At 66.9% G+C, this 17,085-nt stretch carries 18 protein-coding genes; 2 read left to right on the top strand and 16 right to left on the bottom strand.

What is annotated here, in order from left to right; genetic code table 11:
- Window positions 1-4 precede the first annotated feature (4 nt).
- The 8 genes from ACVFI9_RS10865 to ACVFI9_RS10830 form a co-directional block, all read right to left on the bottom strand.
- A complete protein-coding gene (locus ACVFI9_RS10865; protein ID WP_474762246.1) occupies window positions 5-1,810 on the bottom strand; it encodes a type IV secretory system conjugative DNA transfer family protein in 1,806 nt (601 codons plus the stop codon).
- 23 nt (window positions 1,811-1,833) lie between these two features.
- Window positions 1,834-2,829 carry a DNA-processing protein DprA gene (gene dprA / locus ACVFI9_RS10860; RefSeq protein WP_474762245.1) on the bottom strand — a complete coding sequence of 332 codons (996 nt, stop codon included), beginning with the start codon at window positions 2,827-2,829 and terminating at the stop codon, window positions 1,834-1,836.
- Window positions 2,830-2,855: 26 nt separating this feature from the next.
- The gene (locus ACVFI9_RS10855) at window positions 2,856-4,343 is read right to left on the bottom strand and encodes an ATP-binding protein (RefSeq protein WP_474762244.1); all 1,488 of its coding nucleotides are present in this window, start codon (window positions 4,341-4,343) and stop codon (window positions 2,856-2,858) included.
- The gene (locus tag ACVFI9_RS10850; RefSeq protein WP_474762243.1) at window positions 4,340-4,777 is read right to left on the bottom strand and encodes a hypothetical protein; all 438 of its coding nucleotides are present in this window, start codon (window positions 4,775-4,777) and stop codon (window positions 4,340-4,342) included. The genes ACVFI9_RS10855 and ACVFI9_RS10850 overlap by 4 nt, the downstream gene beginning before the upstream one ends.
- A gap of 59 nt (window positions 4,778-4,836) precedes the next feature.
- Entirely contained in the window at window positions 4,837-6,285 is a 1,449-nt protein-coding gene (locus tag ACVFI9_RS10845; protein ID WP_474762242.1) for an SCO6880 family protein, read from the bottom strand.
- A gap of 14 nt (window positions 6,286-6,299) precedes the next feature.
- Window positions 6,300-7,715, bottom strand: coding sequence for a conjugal transfer protein TrbL (locus tag ACVFI9_RS10840; RefSeq protein WP_474762241.1), 1,416 nt, complete (start codon window positions 7,713-7,715; stop codon window positions 6,300-6,302).
- A 33-nt stretch (window positions 7,716-7,748) separates the two neighbouring features.
- Entirely contained in the window at window positions 7,749-8,018 is a 270-nt protein-coding gene (locus ACVFI9_RS10835; protein WP_216841909.1) for a DUF6112 family protein, read from the bottom strand.
- Window positions 8,019-8,165: 147 nt separating this feature from the next.
- Window positions 8,166-8,900 (bottom strand): NYN domain-containing protein, encoded by a 735-nt coding sequence (locus ACVFI9_RS10830; protein ID WP_474762240.1) that lies wholly within the window; start codon window positions 8,898-8,900, stop codon window positions 8,166-8,168.
- 318 nt (window positions 8,901-9,218) lie between these two features.
- On the opposite strand from ACVFI9_RS10830, the gene ACVFI9_RS10825 reads away from it, so the two are divergent.
- Both ACVFI9_RS10825 and ACVFI9_RS10820 read left to right on the top strand, forming a co-directional pair.
- The gene (locus ACVFI9_RS10825) at window positions 9,219-10,148 is read left to right on the top strand and encodes an S-4TM family putative pore-forming effector (RefSeq protein ID WP_474762239.1); all 930 of its coding nucleotides are present in this window, start codon (window positions 9,219-9,221) and stop codon (window positions 10,146-10,148) included.
- 17 nt (window positions 10,149-10,165) lie between these two features.
- Window positions 10,166-11,011: an SMODS domain-containing nucleotidyltransferase gene (locus ACVFI9_RS10820; RefSeq protein WP_474762238.1), complete on the top strand. Its 846-nt coding sequence runs from the start codon at window positions 10,166-10,168 to the stop codon at window positions 11,009-11,011.
- 82 nt (window positions 11,012-11,093) lie between these two features.
- Here the strand turns inward: ACVFI9_RS10820 and ACVFI9_RS10815 are convergent, their stop codons facing one another.
- The 8 genes from ACVFI9_RS10815 to ACVFI9_RS10780 form a co-directional block, all read right to left on the bottom strand.
- Window positions 11,094-11,687: a hypothetical protein gene (locus tag ACVFI9_RS10815; RefSeq protein ID WP_474762237.1), complete on the bottom strand. Its 594-nt coding sequence runs from the start codon at window positions 11,685-11,687 to the stop codon at window positions 11,094-11,096.
- Between the two features lie 306 nt (window positions 11,688-11,993).
- Entirely contained in the window at window positions 11,994-12,260 is a 267-nt protein-coding gene (locus ACVFI9_RS10810; protein ID WP_474762236.1) for a DUF6112 family protein, read from the bottom strand.
- A gap of 1 nt (window position 12,261) precedes the next feature.
- Window positions 12,262-13,428 (bottom strand): M23 family metallopeptidase, encoded by a 1,167-nt coding sequence (locus tag ACVFI9_RS10805; RefSeq protein ID WP_474762235.1) that lies wholly within the window; start codon window positions 13,426-13,428, stop codon window positions 12,262-12,264.
- 8 nt (window positions 13,429-13,436) lie between these two features.
- The gene (locus tag ACVFI9_RS10800) at window positions 13,437-14,093 is read right to left on the bottom strand and encodes a hypothetical protein (RefSeq protein ID WP_474762234.1); all 657 of its coding nucleotides are present in this window, start codon (window positions 14,091-14,093) and stop codon (window positions 13,437-13,439) included.
- Window positions 14,093-15,181, bottom strand: coding sequence for a ParB N-terminal domain-containing protein (locus ACVFI9_RS10795; RefSeq protein ID WP_474766237.1), 1,089 nt, complete (start codon window positions 15,179-15,181; stop codon window positions 14,093-14,095). Before ACVFI9_RS10795 ends, ACVFI9_RS10800 begins: the two co-directional genes overlap by 1 nt.
- A complete protein-coding gene (locus ACVFI9_RS10790) occupies window positions 15,178-16,005 on the bottom strand; it encodes a hypothetical protein (RefSeq protein WP_474762233.1) in 828 nt (275 codons plus the stop codon). Before ACVFI9_RS10790 ends, ACVFI9_RS10795 begins: the two co-directional genes overlap by 4 nt.
- 56 nt (window positions 16,006-16,061) lie before the next feature.
- Entirely contained in the window at window positions 16,062-16,463 is a 402-nt protein-coding gene (locus ACVFI9_RS10785) for a hypothetical protein (protein WP_474762232.1), read from the bottom strand.
- Window positions 16,456-17,082, bottom strand: coding sequence for a DUF2637 domain-containing protein (locus tag ACVFI9_RS10780; RefSeq protein WP_474766236.1), 627 nt, complete (start codon window positions 17,080-17,082; stop codon window positions 16,456-16,458). The genes ACVFI9_RS10785 and ACVFI9_RS10780 overlap by 8 nt, the downstream gene beginning before the upstream one ends.
- Between the last annotated feature and the right edge of the window lie 3 nt (window positions 17,083-17,085).

The raw sequence follows: 17,085 nt of genomic DNA, 5'->3' as shown, positions 1-17,085 counted from the left end.
GCCATCAGTCGTCGGGAGTCGGCGGCTCTGGCGGAGCCGCTCGAACCGGCTCACGCAGCAACCGTTCGATCTCCACGCGGTGCGCGCGTAGCTCCGCGGCGTCCGCTCGGTTCGTCCACATGCGCAGCTGCGCGATGACCGGGGGAGCGGCACGTAGGATGATGAGCCCCGTGCCGAATGGGAGCGTTCGGATGGTGTCGGGCGGCATGGTCGCGACGCGGCGGATGGAGCGCTGGGACGAGCGGGATCCGCGGTCGCCGACGGTTGTCGAGTCGGTGGCTTCGTCGCGCTCGCCGATGAGCGTCGACAGGTCTTGGAGGTCCCGGGAGTTGGATGCTCCGCCGAGGACGATCTTGACGATGGAGGAGTCCCAGATCGCGTTGGCCGCGTTGTCGCTCCACTTCGTGCGAGCTTGCGCGAGGGACTGCAGGACCGGCATCGTCGTGATCCCGGTGCCTCCGCCCTCGGCCATCAGGCTGGGCAGTGATGGCAGGGGTGCGAGGTTGCCGATCTCGTCGAGGGCGAGCAGGAGCGGCGGGTCGAGGCGTGCGCCGGGGTTGCGGGCAGCCATTCGTCGGGCGGTCTCGATGAGGTCTTCGACGAACGCCGAGACGAGCGCTGCGGAGTTGTTCGCACCGGCGCCGGTGGCGAGGAGATAGAGGGTGCCGTTGCTGCGCAGGAATCGTTCGGGGTCGAATGCCTCGCCGTCGGTCGGAGAGACGGCGTCCAGCACGCGGGGGTCGGCGAGCGCGCCGAGGGAGAGCGACACGCCTTGCCAGATGGAGTCTCGGGTGCGGGGGTCTGCTTCGAGCATGGCCTGGAGTGAGTCGCCCCATCCGGTCGCGGCCTTCGGGTTGCTGAGCAGGATCGAGACGGCATCATGGGAAGCGGATGGGTCGAGGGTCCAGCGGAAGAGCTCGGCGGGTGGGCGACGGTCGAGGGCGGCGGCGTGAAGGAGCGATTGGAGCGCGGTGCGGGTCTTCGCCTCCCAGAACCCGCCGCCGTCGACGCCGCCGGCGGACAGCCCGGTTCCGGCGGCAAGGCCGGTGGCACGGATCATCGCGGTGAGCGGGTCTTCACAGCCACGAATGGGCGACCAGCGCAAGCCGGCAGGGACTCCCGCGGCGAGGTGCTGCGGGTCGAACACCGCGACCGGTCCCGTCCGTTGCCGGGCTCGAAGCGTGACGGTGAGGTTGTCCGGTCGGGTGGACGTGGTCACGACGGGGCCGGGTGCGTCGAGAATGGCGTTGATCACGATGTGTGCGCCCTTGCCGGAGCGGGGTGGGCCGATGACGAGCATCGAGTCCTCGACGCTTGCCCAGACCGTGGTGCCGCGAGCGCTACCGATGACGTAGCCGACGTCAGCCGGTCCGGCGTTCGTGAGCGAGGGCCGCAAATGGTTGGCCCGCTTCATGAGAGCGGAGCAGGATGCGGCGCGCGCCACCTCGGCTCGCGTTGCGATGCCGGCGATGCGGTGAGGATCGAGCTTTCGCGTGCGAGCTGTACCGCGAAGCATCCGCCACAACCAGATCGCTGCGGCGAGGGCGATCGTGATCAGCACGGTAGCGCTGAGCCAGAACGCGACAGGGTGCAGGCCGGGTGCGCTGAGCGCGGCGGATGGGTCGCCTGGATTCAGGAGTACGGCGAGCCCGGCCTCGGGCCCACCGGCCGGTTGCGGGAGTCCCGTAGCCCACGTTGCGATCGTGCCGGCGACGCGGAGGAGTAGCGCGAAGCCAGCCGCGCCGATCAGGAGCGCGATGCCGAGGTTGGCGAATTCGTCGCCGATTGTGCCTGTTCGCGTCGTGTTCATCGATGCGCCCTTCGCGTAGGCACCTACAGCACGAGGCCGGGTCCGGCGCGGTCGAAGCGTCGGGCGGGGGAGTACGCGAACGTCCGGTCACCCGAAAACCCGCTCGTGGAATCGAGCAGGTCGGTGACATCCTGAGCATCGGTGACAAGGCTCGCGACGCCTTCCTGGATCAGCCGGTGGCATCCGGCGCTCGCGGCGCTCGTCACCGGTCCGGGCACGGCGCCGACCGGTCGGCCGAGCGAGTGCGCTTGGCCGGCGATGTTCAGTGACGACGATCGATGCCCGGCTTCGACGACGACCGTCGCGCCCGAGAGCACGGCGAGGAGCCGGTTGCGCTGCTGGAAGCGCCACCGAGTGGGCGCCGCACCAGGCGGGAGCTCGCTGACGATGAGGCCGCCAGCGTCCGCAATGCGTTCGAACAGCTGCTCGTGACCGGCAGGGTACGCGCGGTCGAGACCGCTCGCGATCACGGCGACGGTCGACCCGGGCGATGTGGCAGTTGCGGCACGGTGCGCTGCCCCGTCGATGCCGTACGTCCCGCCGGAGACCACGACGCGGCCTTGGGCAGCGAGCCCTGAGACGAGTTCAGTCGTGACGTGGTCGCCGTAGCTGGTCGAGGCGCGCGCGCCGACCACGGTGACCCTGCTCGGAAGGGGCGTTGCGAGCAGGCTGGGGTCGCCTTTGAGCCAGAGCGCGAGGGGTGCACTCGCGCCGAGCTGCTGGAGCTCGCCGGGCCAGTCGAGGTCGTCGGGGGTCAGCAAGCGCAAGTCGTGGCGTTCCATGTCGGCGCGGATCCGTTCGACTTGGTCGGGGTTCATGCGCGGGGCGAGCCGCCGTCGCCAGAGTTCGCCTTCGGCCGGGTCGACGCCGTTCGGCAGCCGCTCCCCGGTCGTGATGAGATCGACCGTTGCGGCGGCGCCGAGCCGACCGACGAGGGTCCCGGTGATGATGTCGTTCGGCTCGGACAGCGCAGCGAGTGTCATCCTCGCTTCTCTTTCCAGGTCCAGGGTCTCGGTCATGTACAGTGCCTCCTCGAACTGGTCGACTATTGGCCCGCGGTCATGCGGGCAGTCGTGTCGAATGCTTCGAGCTCGTCGGGGTGGAGTTGGTGCTGGACGACGAAGCTGCGGTCCTTGACCCGCCAGAGCCCCTGGCCGGTTCCGAGCGCAGGGAGGAGCTTCTGCTCCGTGCCGCTAAGTCCGAGGGCGGTCGCGGTGTGACCGAGTTGGTCGGGCTCCTGGCGGTAGACGATCCGGGTTTCCGCGTTCGCGAGCAGGGATGATGCGAGCGCGCGCATCGCGGATCCGGAGTCGCCGACGTTGTCGAGGTCGCTGAGCTTGTGGAAGACGAGCATGTTCGCGATGCCGAAGTGGCGTGCGAGCCGCCACTGCGCGTCCATTCGGCGCAGCAGTGCGGGGTACGCCATTAGACGCCAAGCCTCGTCGTAGATGACCCAGCGCTGGCCGCCTGCCGGGTCGGCGAGAGCGGACTCCATCCACGCCGACGAGCAGGTCATCAGTACGGAGATTAGGGTCGAGTTCTCGGCGACCCGGGAGAGATCCAGCGAAACCATCGGCAACGACGGGTCAAAACGAACAGTGGATGGCCCGTCGAAGAGTCCAGCGAGGTCGCCGGCGACGAGGCGGCGCATTGCGTGGCCGACGAGGCGCCCGTCTTCGGCGAGCCGACCGTCGCGGTCGTCCTCGCTGTTCGGTTCGAGGATGCGGTCGACGACCATCGGGAGGATGGGCACCTCCGCGCTCCTGACCGTGTCGGCGAGCGCGAGGTCGATGGCCGTGTGTTCGAGCGGGCTCAAGGCTCGGTCGAGCACCGTCTCAGCGAGCGCACCGATGAGCTCCCGTCGACGTGACGCCAGTTGGGCGGCCCACTCGGCGTCGGACGCCGACGCCGCCCGGTGTCCTTCGTCGAGCGGGTTGAGCCGGTTGCGCAGCCCATAGCCGAGGATGATCGCCTTACCACCGACGGCCTCGGCGACGGCCGTGTGCTCGCCCTTGGGGTCGCCGGGAACGTACACCCGCCGGCCGAACGGAAGCGACCGGGTGTAGAGCGACTTCGCGAGCGACGACTTCCCCGAGCCGACGATGCCAGCCAGCACGATGTTCGGCGCCGTGATCATGCCGCGCTGGTACAGGACCCACGGGTCGTAGACGAACGATCCGCCCGAGTAGAGGTCCTGGCCGACGAAGACGCCAGCCGAACCAAGCCCGGCCTCGGCGAGGAACGGGTAATGCCCGGCCAGCGTCGCGGACGTGTCTTGGTGCTTGGGCAGCTTCAGACGGCCAGGCATCCTGAGCTGCGCCGGACCAGTGTCGCCGGCCGCCGGTAGGTAGGCGGCCGAGCGAGCTTCCGCCCGCTCGGCTTGCCAGCGGGACCGCGCCTCGAGGGTCTTCGCTCGTCGAGCATCCGCTTCGATCTGCGACGCCGTGCGTTTCCGCGCACGCCGGTCGCGGCGGTGCTCGTCGTGGGGCACCGCGAGCGCCGCGGTGTGTAGCCGTTCGTCGACCGTGTTCACAGCGCGACCGCGTGCCGGGTCCGGTGTGCCGACAGTGCAGGGTCAACGTCCCAGTGCTGGGGAATCGCATCCCGGAATGGTGCGGATGTCTCGACGGATGCTTCATGCACCACCGGTTCCGCATCGAGCGAGGCCTCATAGCGGCGCAGGAGCGAGACGTATCCGTACTGCTCGCTGTAGGTCAGCGCGTACGGCGAATCGGGATCCTCGATCATGCGATCGGTCGATCCGACGGGAATGCGGTCGTAGACGTAGCCGTTCACGAGCGCGGCATCGGTCGTCTCGTCGCCGAAGTCCCACTGCTGCAGGTACTCGATTGCTGCCGCTTCGCCGTCGCGGTCAAGCATGGCCAGCAGCTCGCTGGCATCCTCATCCTGGAGGAAGACGACGCTGATCCATCGGGACGTCGATGCGTCCATTCGTTCGTCGATCATGATTGCTCCAATCGGATGCTTCGGACGACGGGTGCTACGCACAGGAGGTGTGCCTGGTCTCACACGCTGCGGCAGAGCGGAAGTGCGGCGGCGGTGAAGCCCTGCGCCTGCTGGCCGACGAGGCGGCGGATTTCGCACGAGGCCTGGATCGCGGCCTGCTCAATCGTGGACACCGCGGCGTCGAGGTCGTCGACGCTCGGTGCCGTGACACAGACGAGACCGGTCGTACGCAGTACGCCGTGGCCAGCGGTGAGATCGGCCTCCTGCTGCAGCACGTCCTCATACTCGGCGCTCGAGCCGGCGTCCTCGATCTGGCCGATCCGTCGGCGCTGGTGGGCGTCGCTGATGAGCTCGGTCTTCTTCTTGCGGAGGTCCCTCGCTGCCTGATCCGCCCGGACGGGCAGGTAGTGCAGCGACACCGTTCGAAGCACGCCGTTCGTGAAGACAAGCGGCGAAAGGAACCCAGGGTAGACCTGCGATCGCGGCCACTCACTGATCCAGAGCACGGCATGGAACGCGCTGTCGGAGCGAAGCCGATCCCAACTCTCGGCTACCGCTACCGGGCCGGCCGCGTCCAACGAGCGTCCGACATCGGGATACCGGTCGAGTTCGACGCCGACCGCCGGGTCGTAGGCCGAGCGCAGGATACTTGCGAGTTCGTCGGCGGTGAGCCATCCGCCCACGATCAGGTCAGCAGCGCGGAGCGCACCCGTCAGCGCCGCCATCTCCTGCCGGAGCACGGTCGCTGCACCGCGCATGCCGCCGCCCGACGTGCGGACCTGCCGCGCGGCGGCCTTCAGATCGAGGGAGAGGCTGATCGTGGTCGCGTGTCGTTCGCCGGCCGGCCCGGCCCGTTCGATGAGGTCGCGGTAGGTGGATGACGCCCAGCTGTCGTCTTCGATCCCATGCCGCTGCCACCATTCGGCGAGACCGGTGCCCGAGTCGGGGAGGGTGCGCTCGGTCACCTGGAGCCGTGCGATGCGCCCGGATCGACAGGCGCCGGCGAGCACCCGGCCCCAGCCGGCGACGCGCCGATGCTGCTCGCCGGGATCGAGGAGCGCGAACGCCGGATGCGACACCGCGACGATCGCCGTGAGGGTCTGCGTGTGCGGGTCGTGGACCATGACCGCACCCGACTCGGGGTCGTTCCATTCCCGCAGCGGAGCTGCGTCGCCCGGCAGCGCGAGCGTGCCGGCCGGGCGCGGCTTCACGATGCGGCGCCGGTACGTGAGCTGCCCGTGCGCGGCTCGCCAAAGCCAGCGGCTGACGATGGGCACCCACTCGACGACCTTCCGGCCGCCGATCGGGATCGCCGCGACCGCGGCTGCGGTTGCCCAGAGCGGGCTCGTCCAGGCGATGCCCGCGGCGCCGGCGGTGTACAGCGAGACGACGATGGTGAGCACGGCTATCGAGAGCGCGATCAGTTGGGGGAGTGAGAGACCGAGCAGGATGCCTCGTCGCGTGAGCCGGGAGAACTGGACTGGTCCGAGTTGGTACGCAGTGCTCATTTCGGTGTCCATGGCTACACGTCCTTTCGAGCGCGGCCGGCCGCCGGGGAAGCAGCATCCGGCCAAGGTGCGGGTGTCTTCGCCTTGGTGGGGCCGAGCACAGGGGGCGGCGCGCTCGGTGGGGCGGATGCCGCGGCGTCGCCTGCAGATGCCGAATGGGTGTCGGCGACGCCGCCGACCGCGTGACCGACCGTCGGTCCGGCCTTTGCCGCCGACGCCGCGACGACTGCACCGGCAGCGACGCCTGCCCCGACTCCGGCTGCCGCTGCGCCTGCTCCGGCCGTGCTCGCGCCCTCAGCTGAGCCCTGCGTCGCGGACCCGCCCGCGGCACCGGTCGGCGCGGCGGCTCCATTGGGTCCGACGCCGCCGGTCCCTCCGCCACCGGGACCGCTGCCCCCGCTGCTCCCGCCAGCTGGCGCCTGACCACCGCGCCCCGATCGCGCGACACCGCCACCATTGCTGTCGCCGAGAATCTTCCTCGCACTGTCGGACATCGGCCCGTTGGGCACGGGCACGGGACGGTTTATTGCGGACTTCGCCTCCTGCTCACTCGACATCGCGTGATACATGTCCAGGCCAACGAAGTTGAGGAACTTGTACGTGATGTACGGCGCGAACGCGGCGATGAACATCAGCACGATCCCGGCGATCGGATCGCTGACGGATGCCAGATCCGCATCGATCGGCGCCGACACCTGCGCGACCGCGACCAGGAAGATCACGACGAGCACGAGCTTCGACAGGATCAGCGCGATCACGAAGGCCACCCACTTCGAGAACCACCCCTTCGCGGCATCCCAAGTCGCACCCGCCAGCGCAACCGGCCCGAAGACGATCGCGACCAGCAACAGCGCCTTGCGAATCAGAAGCGAGAACCAAACGATCGCCGCGGCACTGATCGCGAGCGCGGACAGGAAGATCGTCACGATCGCACCGACGCCTGGAGCGCCGATGTTGATCGCCGCGAGGCCGGACGCGAGCAGGGCGATGCGATCGCCCATCCCTTCCATGGTGTTCCCACTGGCCTGCACGATCCCGATGGTCAACTGGTCGGTGATCTCGAGTAGGAGCCCTGTGATCGTCACGATGACGAAGGAACCGAGCACCGCCTTCGCCAGGCCGAGAGCTGCACGAGAGAGAGCGCCGGGGTCACGGCGCACGAGGCCCGTGATGAGTTGTAGGCAGAAGAAAATCAGGGCGAGGAGCACGGCGACGCCGAACAGCACGTTGAAGACGGCGATGTATCCGGGGTCGGTGAGATCGACCAGCGTGGTCGTGTCGAACGCGTCCCAGACGGCCTCGAACAGCCATGCGGCCGCCGAGCCCATCGCGTGCGCGAGCCAGTCGAACGGTGCAGCGATCAGTGACGCCGTGCCCTCGCCCACCGTCCCGCAGACCTCGGCGATCACGGGGATGTCGCAGATACTCATCGGCGCTTCCATCACGATTGCGCGCGCCCCGGATCAGACGGCTTGGCCTACATTCCAGAAGAAGTTGATGAGCGTCACGGCCCCGCCACAGATGATCGCCGCTCCGCATGCGACCAGCACGCCGAGCTTGCCGCGTGAGGCGAGGTGCGGATTCGACGAGTTCGCGCCGAATCCCCACACGATCGCCGAGACGAGCAATGCAAGGACGCTCAGGATCAGCCCAACCGTCATCACTGCCCCGACGATGATGCGCAGCTGGTCAATGCCGGGAAGGCCGGTGCCGTTCGGATCGATGTCGATCACTGGGAGCTCCCTCGTCGCTCGGATGGGTTCGAGAGGGAGGTGTGCATAGCGCACCGCGTCGACGCTCACCCAGGGCTGGAGGAGGTGGGTGAGCAGCACTGCGCGCCTAGATGAGGTGCGTTCAGATGCCCAATCGCTGTCGGCTTTTCAGTCGCCGTTCTTCCTTCGGTGTTGCACCTGCAATCCGCCAGCGGGGCGGGGCTCGATGAGGAAGAGCTCCGTCGCTCGAACCAGGTCGGAAAGTTTCGCGTACCCCCAGTTTCGTGAGTCGAAATCTGGATGCTGCTTCCTCATCAGCATGCCCACCGCCGAGAGGTTCGCCCATCCGTCCTCGCCCGATGCGGTGGTGACACTCGTCCGCAACCCTGAGACGAGCTTGGTGTCGCCGCGCAGCTTCGGGGGCGGAACGCGCTTAGGCGCCGCAGCGCTGCTCTCCGCTGCCGGCTCATCGAGCACGTCGAGGTAGGTGAATCGATCGCACGCATTACGGAAAGCTTCGGGCGTCTTCCTCTCTCCGAACCCATAGACCGTGACGCCTTCTTCCCGAATACGTGATGCGAGACGGGTGAAGTCGCTGTCGGATGACACGATGCAGAACCCGTGGAATCGGCGCGTGTAGAGCAGGTCCATGGCGTCGATAATCAAGGCACTGTCGGTCGCGTTCTTTCCGACTGTGTTGGCGAATTGCTGCATCGGCTGAATGACGTGCTCGTTGGCGACCGGTTTCCAGCTGCTCAGGCTCGGCTTTGTCCAGTCGCCGTAGACGCGCTTCACCGAGGCCGTGCCAAACCGGGCGACCTCTGTGAGGACTGCACCGATCTTCGATGGCGGCACGTTGTCGGCGTCGACAAGGACGGCGAGGAGGTCGTTCGGCTGCGACATGCGACAAGCATGGCAGTCAGCGCCCAACCATACTGCCCGCCTAGGGATCAGGCATCGGAAGCCGCAAGCGGATCCATCCACGGGCACATTTGCGGTGCCGTGCAGGCGCACAGGACGCGTACGAGAGCCGGCGGTACCGAGAGCGAATCAGAACTAAGAGCATCAGCGAAGCCGAAGCGATGTCGGAACGTCCCGCTACTCTCGATCCAGATCGGTTCGCTGCGCACGGCACGGGCATCTGGCAGCACAGCGTCGCCGACTACCTCGCATCCCTCAATGGTGACAAGCCTGCCTCGCCATGGACAACACTGAGGTGACATGACAACAACGTCCGACTACACGCCACCGGCTTCTGGAGCGACCCTTCTGCGTCGTCAGGATAATGTCGATGCGTTGCGACTACTGATCGCCCAAAAGCGCCTGTACTCGCGTGCGAAGCGCTGGGTCGCGATTCGCTGGTTCGGGATGCTCGTGATCGGACTCGCCGCGCCAATCGTGGCGGTGATCTGGCCACAGAGCAGTGTTGTGGTTGCAAGCATCGCTGGGGCCTGGCTCTTCCTCGGCCGGACCCTGCTGATGCGGGCGCAGAAGGAGAGCACCGAGCAGGCTGCGGCAGTCCAGGAGCAGTTTGACTTCTACGTCTACGAGATGCCCTCTGGTACGCCTCGTCCGAAACTGCCGTCACTTGAGGACATCTCTCTGGCGGCTGGGCCTGAAGGTGAGCTCGTGGCCGTTGCCGAGGCGGAGAAGATGCTTGCTTGGTACGTCGTGGCCGAAGACGATCCGGGCGAAGTTGCCGTTGCGATCGCGCAACGCTCGAACGCCGCCTACAGCTACCGACTACTGAGGTTCACCGGAGTCATCTGGTCGATTATCGCCGTGATCTGGGCATCGGTCCTCACCGCGATCTGCATCATCACGGGACTCTCGCTCGTGACGTTCCTGCTCGGAGTTGTCCTGCCTCTGTTGCCCGCCTTCCTCGATGTGACCGAGTACATCATCGGTATCGTGCGCTCGGCTAGGGACCGTGAAGCACTGTACCGAGAGATCGAAACGAGGATCGGTAGCAACGACGAGCCGATCACCGGCGAGAGCCTACGCGTCTGGCAAGAGTCGCTGTTCGAACTGCGCCGCGACACACCCACCGTCCCGGACTTTATCTACAGGCTTCAGCGTCGGAAGAATGAAGCTGCGATGTCAGCTGCCGCATCGCAGTTGAGCAAGCGTGCGCGAGAAGAGGACGAATGACAACTACGAGTCAGGCAATGACCCAGTTCCTGTCGGACATATCCGTCACCGACTACCAGAAGACGTCGATTATCAACGCGCGCAAGGACCGCGTTGTGGAGAACCTCACGGCTGCCTTCCCTCCCACCAGCGATCTCCCGTTTGGCCGCGCCATTCTGATGGGCTCGGCCGCGAAGGGAACGATCGTCCGCCCCATCGATGACATCGACGTTCTGGCGGTGTTTTCGAATGCGAAAGGGGCATGGAACACCTACCGCTCCGACTCGCAGGCCTTCCTGTATCGAGTGCGCCGTGCATACAGCGGGCTGTCGGCGGCGCAGGTAGGTGCTCGAGGTCAGGCAGTTCGCATCTTCTTCAACAACGGCGGTCATGTGGACGTGGCGCCGGTGTTTTCTTACGGCAACGACGTCTACGGTCTTCCGGGCGGCGACGGCGGGTGGATCGACACCGCTCCAACGGTGGCGAATGCGTGGTTCGCGAAGAAGAATGCGGACCTCAGCTATAACCTGGCGCCTTTGGTTCGGCTTCTCAAGAAGTGGAACAACGCGCACTCGAAACGGCTTCGCTCTTTCCATCTGGAGACGATCGCTGCCAGCACGTTCAGCACCCTCGGAAGCAACCGGCAGAGCGCCATGGCTAGCTTCTTCGAATGGGCGCCCTCGCACCTGGATGTCAGCGATCCGGGCGGTCAATCGGGAGCGCTCAGTGGCTACCTCAGCTGGTCTGGACGGCAGGAGGTCACTCAAGCGCTGGCGTCGGCGAGCGATCGTGCTCGCAAAGCGAATGAGGCAGAGGCAAGAGGCGACCATGACGAGGCCAAGCGCCTCTGGAGGATCATCTTGGGTTCCGGCTTTTCGAACTAGTCGTTCCGTCGAGGGACCTAGACGGCGCACGCCCCGGCCGCTTACCGCGGTGCAATCAGCCGCCCGCTTGCCGTCCGTGAGGTCATATGAGCGCGAGCAGACTGTGCCTCGACCGGGCGTATGCAGCGGCGCCCTTCAGAGAATCGGAGGTCGCTTCGTCGACTGCTGGAACCCGGATCACCTGGTACCCCATAAGCGGGCTGACGATGTCGCGCAATAGGTCGAAGTATGCGCGGCCACGGCCCCGCGATAGGGGCCCGGGAAAGCCCCTTGTGATCTTCGAGTGGAAGTACCGGTCTGACTTTGGATGCCACGTCCTGACAAGCTCGCGGTAGGCTTCGGCGTCGTACCCGACGGACTGATCCTCAAGCACATCGAGGGTGAGACCGCGCATAGAAGTGAAGTGCTGGAATTCATCAACCTCCACCATCGTGCGCGACGCCTCGTGTAGAAGGTCATTCGGCAGGTTGGACAAACGCTTACTCTGCATTGCCCCAGAGTCGCCGCCAAGCAGTTCAAACGCGCGCTCCATAACGGGCAGTGCTGCAGCCGCGCGAGCTGGCAGGTGCAGATGGCCCCGAGTGTTCAACCACTCAACTCCCGGCATCTTTGACAGCCTGATTCCGTCTGCTACGGCGGCAGTAGCCACCGCAGCTTCGCAGTCTCCCTTGGCCATGCGAGTCAGGTTACCTGGCGAGGCTGGACTTGATCCGATCCCCGGCAGATCGTGCGTGAGACACCCTCCCAATATGTGCTGCAGCAGGCAGTGACACCGGATCGCTGAGCATGTTCGAAGGCTTCAACCGGCGCCCGCAAGCCGGTCGGCCAGTGTTTCAGCCAGTCGCCGCAAGGCTGGTGGGTTCAGCACCGCAGACGCTGGGGGGCGGATTCCCTTACGCCTGTCCGGCAAAGACAGCCCGGTGAAGGGAGGCTTACCGCTCTGCTCACCACACTGCGAACGAAGTGCCGAGCGATCGCGCGCCTATAACTGCGACCCGACGCCGAGCAGGAAGTTGACCCACGCTACGCCTGACCCGGCGAGAGCCGTGGCGCCGCACGCCACCCAGAGCCCAATCCGCGCACGCGTAGCGGTCTGGAAGTGACCGTTTGCGGACGCGAGCGCCCACGTGACTGCGCTGATGATGATCATCAGCACGGCCACGATGAGCACGAACATCAGAAGGGCGCCTGCGATGCTCTCAAGTTCGGCTGCGCCGCCGACGGCTCCGAAGTCCGGGAAGATCTCCATCTCAGGCCGCCGTTCCTGGCCGACATCCGGCCGTCGCAACTTGGGCGCCGGCGAGGCCGGCCGCACCGTGCTCTGCAAGCCACATCAGGGCGTCGACCGCCGGCTCGCTCGCTCCGCCGGGGTGGATCTCGAGGTGCAGGTGCGGCCCGGTCGACTTTCCTGCGGATCCAACGTCGCCGATGTGCTGCCCCGCGGCCACGCTGTCGCCCACGGCGACGTGGATGCCCTCGTCGTACATGTGGGCGTAGTACGACGCGACTCGCTCGCCGCCGACGGTGTGCTCGAGGATAATGAGCCCGCCAAAAGTGCCGCGCTCCCCGGCGAACGTGACGACGCCGTCCGCGACCGCGAGTATCGGCGTGCCTGCCGGTGCTGGCAGGTCGCTGCCGGCATGGAACCGCTCCACGCCTGTGTACGGGTCGATTCTGGGTCCGAAGCTGTCCGACGTCGTGTACGTGCCGGCGGGGAGAGGGAAGACGACCCGCGAGGTCTCCGGTACCGCCGGGCTCGCATCGCTCGACCCATTCGGCTGCGGTCGAGTGAGCGCAGTGAGGATGGCTTCGGCGACCGGCTCGTAGTTCTGGTATCGATCCGGGAAGGCGCTGACCTCGACAGCCTGAGCAGCCTCGCCCGAGTCGAGCAAGTGCCAGCCCGAGATGTCAAGCAAGCCGCGCGGGGATCCGCCGTTCGGCCCTGAAGGGCCGCCGAAGAACGCCCGCGCCTGATACTCAGGATCCATCAGTTCGGCGACGGTTCCCCAGCCCGACGCGGGGCGCATCTGGAACAGCCCGAGCGAATCGTGATCGGCACCGACACCGTCGTTGGGGTAATTGATGGATTCGGGATACGCGCTCGGGTTGGCGAGCATGCGCAGGGATGATTCGGTGAGTGCCGCCATCAGCGCGATGATGACGCCGTTGCGGCCGACGCCCGCGATCCGGCCGCCGATCGAGATGATGGCCGCAGCGTGCATGAGTTGTTGTCTGTTCAGCGTGATCGATCGACTGTCGCGAGTCTGCGCGGTCAGCGAGTCCGGGATCGCACCAAGGAGAAGAGATCCAGAGCCGCACGAGATCGCAGCGGGGTTCATGAGCGCAGCCACGCTCACGAGCGCCGCCGGCGGTGCGGCGATCAGGACGAGCAGGAGCAGGCCGATGAGCTTCTTCATTCCTCGCCTCACTCCAACGGGGAATCCGGTCGAGAGAGCCGCAGCAGCACGCATGGATCGTCTGCGGGGCACGCGATGAAGACCGTGAATGAAATCCGTCGACTGGTGCGCATCTCCTGCTCACCCCAAGTCCCGGCCCGCTCGCGCACGCCGACGACGGTGAAGGCCGCGGCACCCGCGGGAAGCTGGCCGGGGGCCGCCTGCGCGATCGCGGTCGACCATGTGCCGGGTACGACGATCGACTCCACCTCGATCCACTGCCGGGTCCCGTAGTCGCCGAGCCGAATCCAGTACTCCGGGCCCGGCAGATAGCTACGAACGTCGGCTGCGACAGCGGATGCCTCGTCGGCATCGGCTGCATCGACCAGAGTCTGCGCCCACTCCGAGACGCCGCCCGGGTGTCTGGTGTCCCACGTGAACAGCGCGCGCGTCACCGCCCGGGCGAACCGCTCCGGATTGGATGTCGCGACGATCGGTCGTGGCCGAACGACTGGTCCTGCGCTGCTGGGAGACGCGGATGCCTCGTGCGCGGCGTGCTCGGTTCCGCCGGTGTCGCCTGGGCCACGGAGCAGCCCGAAGACGCCCACCGCCACGAGCAAGAGGAACACACCCCCGACGACGACGGCCGCGATGATGATCACGCGACGTCGATGCAGGGCGAACATCACCGGCTCCTCGGGGTCGCTGCGTGGCGCAATCGGCTTCGTAGCGACCGCAGGGCCTCGGCGAACTCGATCGTGCCGGCGAGCGTGGCTTCGAACTGCTCCCACTGCTCGTCCGTGAGCGCGGATGCGAGTTCGTCGATGTCGTAGCGCTTCCACCAGTCGCGAAGGTCGGTCCACTGGAACACGAATGCGCGAACCGGCAGCAGCGCGTCGGAGCCATCCACACGCGTCACTCGCTTGATGGCAGCAGCTTCACTCGTTCGCGCGCTGCTCTTCACGCGGGCGAGCGCCTCGCGCGCGAGTTGCTCGAGCTCGATTGCGCTCGTCGTCGATTCGACCGCGTGCAGACGTGCGGCGCCGTGCAGCGAGGCCCGCCGAACGCCCGTCGGCTGCGAGACGTCTGAGTCGATCGCCTCGAGTTCAGCGAGTGACATCCGCGCACCGATGCGCTGATGTGCTGGGTGAACCGCTGCGCCGTTGTCGATGCCATCGAGCTCTGCGAGCGCCTGAGTGCGAATCGTGGCATCCACGTCGCCATCCCCGGCGATCCGCTGCAGGTCGTTGATCTCCTCGAGTCGGGAGTACGCGCGCCGACCGGTCACGATCCGGGCCGCCTGTGATCGGCTGTCCCCGGCGCCGGTGAGGGACGGTGCCGCCGATTCGGCGGCACCGTCCGGTCTCGGGTTCTCGTCGTTTGCCTGGAACCTCGACGCAGCCTGACGGCGTGCCGCCTCCTCGGCGAGTACAACCTTCAACTCGCGGTACAGGGTTGCCGCTTCCGTCGCGCTAAGCGGTTTGTGGAGGAGGTTGTCGTCCTGCTCCGCGAGAAGCTCCATGAGGCGATCCGAGATACCCGACCGAACCCAGACGTTGAGCTTCCGAACGCCCAGCTGCCGAAGCGCCGCCAGTCGACGCGCTCCGCATACGAGGACGCCTTCGGGAGTGACCGTGATCGGCTGGAGCAGGCCTTGATGTTCAATCGAGGCGGCGAGCGCATCGATGTCGCCGAGATCGACCCGATGCCGCGTACCGATTCGGATGGAGTCGATCGAGCGCTCCAGTTCGATGTGCCCGGCGGAACTGGTCATACCCGCGCCTCGGGGAGATTGACCACGATCTCCGAGATCAGGTCGTCGTCGCCGAACAACGAGCGGAGCGGCTCGCCGACCAGGAGTCGAAGCAGGATGCCCCGTCCCGCTGTCGTGTGCGACTGCGTCGGATCGGCGCAACCCAACACCGCGCGCAGCATCGAGAGCCATGCGCCCTTCGGAAGATCGAGCAGCGCCCTCGCGGTGTAGTCGCGACGCAGCGACTCGTAGGCGGACGCGCGCGACGGAGCATCCGCCAATCGCCCGCAGATGTACTCGACGCCGCCGCGTGCACGGTCTGGTGGCCAGCCGAGCAAGGTGAACAGTGAGATCGCGTCCTCGACAGCCGACTCGACGCCCGGGGGGGCAGCATCCATGCCGACGTCGACCGGTTCAGTCCGGAGTGCGGGGTGGTAGTCGGGCAGGGCGTGCTCGCGGTCACTGAACCGTTCGGCATCGTGGTAGCCCGAGAATCGAGGTCGACGGGCCTGGTGCACCGAGCAGAGGAGCCCCTGCGCGCGTTCCTCCGCGATACACGTCACCTGGACGGCTCGAGTGACAACAGCCCACGGGTCATCTGCTCGCAACGTGGCAGGTGCCCGCATCGCGTCGAATGCGGCGGCCGCAGCCTCCCATGGATCCAGCCCGTGCTTGCGGGCGAGAGCGGCATAGCGGTCGGCCGCATAGCGCATGAGTTCTGCGGCCTCGGGATCGGTACGCCAGCAGGATCCGCCGTCGGACTGCAACCGTTCGAGCACGATGCGAAGGTGCTCGGAATCGCGAAACGACTCGGAGTGAGGATCGTGGTCAACTCTCCGGTCCATCGCGGCACCTCCCGACACGGTGATGTGCGTCTCCGCCGACACCACGATGCGCATCATCAGTGCCGTCCCAGGTCGTGCCGGATGAACGTGGGATGCGTTTGCGAGCGCCCGAATGCGGAGAGGGGAGGAAGCCGGTCCGCCCGATCGCGAATCGCCCGCCGGGTAGTCGCGGCGGATCGCCGCAACCGCCGTGCCAGTTCTGCCTCGAAGTCGAGTCCCCGTCCGGCAACCCGGCCAGACCCGCTGTTGAGCAGGTCGGACGCGCGAACCCAGATGATGCCAGGCTGCTTAGGCGCACCGCCGAGGAGATCTCGCCGGACGCGGTCATGCTGCGTCGCGCTCTGCGGCGCCCGGGCGAACGCGTGACGCTCATCGGGTCGGTCGGGTGTGAGCACGTCGTCACCCAGGTGCTCGATGGCGCGAGCGTTGCGTGTCTCCTCGAACTCGTCCTCATCCATCTCTCGTGCCCTCCATCACGGTGTTGTTCTGCAGAGCAGGTGTGACGACGCGTTCCCGGAACCAGCGCCCGACCGTGGACGGGTGCACGCCCAGGTGCTTGGCGATCGCCGAGTTCGACCATCCGAGGGCGCGAAGCGACGAGGCATCCGAGCGACCCGAGGTGGTCGGAGTGAACTCTGTTGTCGCCGAGGCGCCGCTCGCGTCAGCGACGTCGGGCTCAGCAGCCGGCGCCGCCGTGCGGCCGACTTCGTGACGCATCAGTACCGAGGTGAGGTGCGTGATCGAGAGCAGCACCAGCGGGGGTACAGCCGAGACGGATGCCGCGAGTACGAGCGGCACTTCCGTGGCCTCGGCGACGATCGCATGGATCGCGTTCGCGGTGACCGAGATGGCCGCGCCCGCGACGAGCAGCGCCCATGGATACCAGGCGACGCGGGAGCGCGCGAGGGCGACGGCCGCGACGGTCGCGACCACGATGATGCCGTCGACGATGAGAGGCCACACCCATGCCTGAGCTGGGTCGAGCCCGGAGCGGCGCGCGAGATCGCTGAGAGAGGTGAACGAGAGCCAGAACGCTCCGGCTGCGATGAAGACGGTACCGATGATCGCGGTGACCATCGC

This window comes from Agromyces sp. NSFZ, assembly GCF_056156205.1.
This window is presented reverse-complemented; position numbering and strand designations above follow the sequence as displayed.